The sequence below is a fragment of the Streptomyces sp. FH025 genome, assembly GCF_017427025.1.
Classification (GTDB): Bacteria; Actinomycetota; Actinomycetes; order Streptomycetales; family Streptomycetaceae; genus Kitasatospora.
On the sequence record NZ_JAFLNG010000693.1, the window covers coordinates 1 to 4,042 of the forward strand.

General features: G+C 72.8%; 3 protein-coding genes. 1 reads left to right on the plus strand and 2 read right to left on the minus strand.

The genetic code is table 11. The features are described 5' to 3' along the window. Nucleotides 1-1,151: acyl-CoA dehydrogenase family protein (locus J0670_RS32165; RefSeq protein WP_374223210.1), on the plus strand; the 1,151-nt coding region annotated here is incomplete at its 5' end. A gap of 134 nt (nt 1,152-1,285) precedes the next feature. Here J0670_RS32165 and J0670_RS32170 read toward each other — a convergent pair. Beyond that, nucleotides 1,286-2,338, minus strand: coding sequence for a hypothetical protein (locus J0670_RS32170; protein WP_207815560.1), 1,053 nt, complete (start codon nt 2,336-2,338; stop codon nt 1,286-1,288). A 175-nt stretch (nt 2,339-2,513) separates the two neighbouring features. Continuing rightward, the coding region (locus tag J0670_RS32175) for an alpha-amylase family glycosyl hydrolase (RefSeq protein ID WP_207815562.1) at nt 2,514-4,042 on the minus strand (1,529 nt) is incomplete at its 5' end.

The following is a 4,042-nucleotide window of genomic DNA, read 5'->3' on the forward strand; positions in this document are numbered from 1 at the left end:
CGCTCGACCTGCTCGACTTCGCCACCCTCCTCACCGACGAGGAGCGCGAGATCCAGGCCACCGTCGCCCGGTTCCTCGCCGACCGGGTCCGCCCGCACCTGCCCGAATGGTTCGACCAGGCCCACTTCGCCCGCGAACTCGCCCCCGAACTCGGCGCCTTGGGCCTGCTCGGCATGCACCTGGACGGCTACGGCTGCGCCGGCACCAACGCCGTCTCCTACGGCCTGGCCTGCCTCGAACTCGAGGCCGCCGACTCCGGCTTCCGCAGCTTCGTCTCCGTCCAGGGCTCGCTCTCGATGTACTCGATCCACCGGTGGGGCTCGGAGGAGCAGAAGCGGGAGTGGCTGCCGCGGCTCGCCGCCGGGACGGCGATCGGCTGCTTCGGGCTCACCGAGCCGGACTTCGGCAGCAACCCCGCCGGAATGCGCACCCGGGCGGTCCGCGACGGCTCGGACTGGATCCTCAACGGCGGCAAGATGTGGATCACCAACGGCGGCATCGCGGACGTCGCGACCGTCTGGGCGAACACCGAGGACGGCGTGCGCGGCTTCCTCGTCCCGCGCGGCACGCCCGGCTTCACCACCCGGGACATCGAGCGGAAGCTGTCGCTGCGCGCCTCGGTCACCTCCGAGCTGCACCTGGACGACGTCCGGCTGCCCGCCGAGGCGCGGCTGCCGGGGGCCGAAGGGCTGCGCGGCCCGCTGTCCTGCCTGAACGAGGCGCGGTTCGGCATCCTGTTCGGCGCGGTCGGCGCCGCCCGGGACTCGCTGCAGACGGCACTGCGGTACGCGGACTCGCGGGTCCAGTTCGACCGGCCGATCAGCGGCTTCCAGCTGACCCAGCGCAAGCTCGCCGACATGGCGCTCGCCCTCGGCAACGCCGCGCTGCTCGCCGTGCACCTCGGGCGGCTCAAGGACGGGGGGCGGCTGCGGCCCGAGCAGGTGAGCGTCGGGAAGCTCAACAACGTGCGCGAGGCGCTGGCGATCGCCCGTGAGTGCCGGACGATCCTCGGCGCCAACGGCATCTCGCTGGAGTACTCGCCGATCCGGCACGCCAACAACCTGGAGTCGGTGCTGACCTACGAGGGGACGAGCGAGATCCACACGCTGGTGGTGGGGCAGGCGCTCACCGGGCAGGCGGCCTACCGCTGACCGGAGGTCGCGCGGCGCGGCCCGGACGGGCACGGGCCCGCGTCCGGCTTGTCCAGGGCCGGGCGCGGGCCACCGATCCCCACCCGGCGCCGATGCCCCTGGCGCCGGGTGAAGCCTCTTCGGGCGTACGGTCCTCAGACCGCGACCGCCTCCTCCATCTCCTCCTCGGCCTCCTCGGCGGTCTCCACCGGGCGGCGTCCGCGGCCCTCGTACGCCGCCGCGGCGACCACGGCGGCCCCGCCCAGCAGCAGCCAGACCAGCAGGGTCACCACGTGCCCGCCGAGACCCGCGCCGCCGTCGAAGTACAGGATGCTGCGGGCCCCCTCCAGGAAGCCGGCACCGGTCCAGAAGCCGTGCAGGCCGCCGAAGAAACCGTTCTGCAACTCGGGCCGGTAGATGCCGCCCGAGGAGGTGAAGTTCAGCATCACGAACAGCACCATCAGGGCCAGCGTGGTCCACTTCTTCAGGAAGCTGTGCAGGCCGATGCCGATCAGCACGATGCCCGCCGAGTAGAGCCAGCCGAGCGCCCAGATCGCGGCGAGGTCGTGGTCGACGACGTGGAAGACCGGACCGGCGGTGACGATCCCGATCACGCTCACCACCAGCGAGACCGCCACGCCCACCAGTGCCCGGATCCGCATGCTCAGCGCGGCACCGGCGGCGCCGATCACCGCGACGCTGGCGTACGAGCCGATGCTCAGCGCGACCAGCAGGAAGAAGAGGCCCTGCCCGGTCGGGTCGCCCTCGGCCGGGGTGGTCAGGTCGGTGACGCGCAGCGGGACGCCCTGCCTGTCGGTGACGTTGGTGAACACCGCCGTCGCGGCCACCACCGAGGTGTCCGAGTTGCCCTTGGCCACGATCAGCTCGGGGCTCTTCGCGTCCGGGACGAACGCGCCGACCAGGTCGCGGTCGCGCAGCTGCCGCTCGGCGGCGGAGCGGTCGGGGAGCGTACGGACGTCGAGCGCGTCGCCGGCCTTGCCCTGGATCGCCTGCGCCAGCCCCTCCGCCTTCGGCCCGGCCCCGACGACGGCGACCTTGAGGTGGTGCGGCTCGGGCTGGTGGAAGGCGCCCTGGTAGGCGAGCGCCATGCCCAGGCACATCAGCAGCGGGGTGATCAGGTGGATGGCGAGGTGCTTGAGCGAGTGCCCCAGGGTGGGCGCTGCGGCGGGTGTCCGGGGTGTGCTCATGGCGTTCGTACCGTCCTCCGGTGAAAGCTCGATCCACGGCGGCAGCTACCCGTTGAAGCTACGTGGCAAATGCAACCAATGCAGATGGTAAATGCAACCATCTATCGATGTAGCTTACAACCATCCGACAGCGATCGGAAACCGGGCCGGAAGCCGGCCCGGTCCCCGGGTGGGCTCAGATCAGCTCGAACACGCCGTACGAGAAGCCGTCCGCCCGCAGCTCGCCGTCCAGTACCCGCACGCCCCGTGCCTCCAGCGGTCGCACCCCGCGCGCGCCCTCCGCCAGCCGCACCGCCCCCGGCTCCCGGCCCGGGTTGACCACCACCAGGTACCGCCCGGCCCGGGTGTACACCAGCGGGTACCCGACGTGCCGGACCTCCACCCCGCCGGACGCGCCCAGCCCCGGGTGCGCCCGGCGCAGCGCGATCAGCCGCCGGACGGTGTGCAGCAGCGAGGTCGGGTCGGCGCGCTGGGAGAGCACGTCCGGGCGGTGCGGGTCCGGGTCCAGTGGCAGATAGAACCGCTCGGGCGCGGCGCTGGAGAACCCTGCGGACGGCCCGGGCCCCCACTGCATCGGGGTCCGCGAGCCCGCCCGGTTGTAGCGCGGGCCGAGCACGCTGCCCTCGACGTCCGGCAGCCCGGGCACGTACCGCATGCCGATCTCGTCGCCGTAGTAGACGGCGGGCAGGGTCGGCCAGGTGAGCAGGAAGGCGAAGGCGGGGGCGAGTTGCTCCCCTGCGCGCGGGCCGGCGGCGAGCCGGGAGAAGTCGTGGTTGGCGGTGGGCAGCACGATGTGCCCACGGCCCTCGGTGAGTTCGGCGGCGGAGTGCCAGGCGTCCAGGAACGGCTGCGGGGTGCCGCGCCCCTCGGCCTCGAAGTAGCACGCCTCCTGCTGCCAGAAGTCCTCCACCGTACCGGAGTTGTTGTTCCAGAGGGAGCGCAGCGGCAGGCCCCGGTCGGCGCCGCCGAAGTGCAGGAAGAAGTCCGCGTGGAAGCCCGCCCCGACGGCCGCCGCCGGATCGCCCCACTCGGCGAGCAGGGCGGCCTCGGGGTGGGTGCGGTCCAGCCAGTCGCGCAGTTCGGTCCAGAGCCCGGCGGTCTCGGTCCGGCCCGGGTCGTCCTTGACCAACGAGTACGCCATGTCCACCCGGAACCCGGCCACGCCGAGGCCGAGCCAGTGCGCCATGATCTCGCGCAGCGCGGCCCGGTTGGCGCGCGGCCCCTCGGCGTCCACCGGCTGGCGCCAGGGCTCCTCGGAACTTCCGCGCGCGTAGCCGAAGTTGAGTGCGGGCTGACAGTCGAAGAAGTTCGGCCGGTACCAGCCGGGGCGGCTGCCCGGCGAGGCGACGAAGCCGTCCACCCGCCGGTCGGACCAGATGTAGCGGTGGTCGGTCGGGTCCTCGGCGGCGGCCAGGAACCACGGGTGGCGGTCGGAGGTGTGCCCCGCGACCAGGTCCAGCAGGATCCGGATGCCCTTGCCCCGAGCCGCCTCGACCAGCGCGACCAGGTCTTCGGTGCGGCCGTAGCGCGGGGCCGGGGTGAAGTAGTCGGTGACGTCGTAGCCGGCGTCGCGGAACGGCGAGGCGAAACAGGGGTTGAGCCAGACGGTGTCCACCCCGAGCCAGGCGAGGTGGTCGAGGTGCTCGACGATGCCGCCGAAGTCGCCGATCCCGTCGCCGTCGGAGTCGGCGAAGGACTGCGGGT

Bases quoted from the DNA above. Each gene is read 5' to 3' on its own strand.
- J0670_RS32170 (WP_207815560.1), bottom strand. From the start codon at position 2,338: ATGAGCACACCCCGGACACCCGCCGCAGCGCCCACCCTGGGGCACTCG.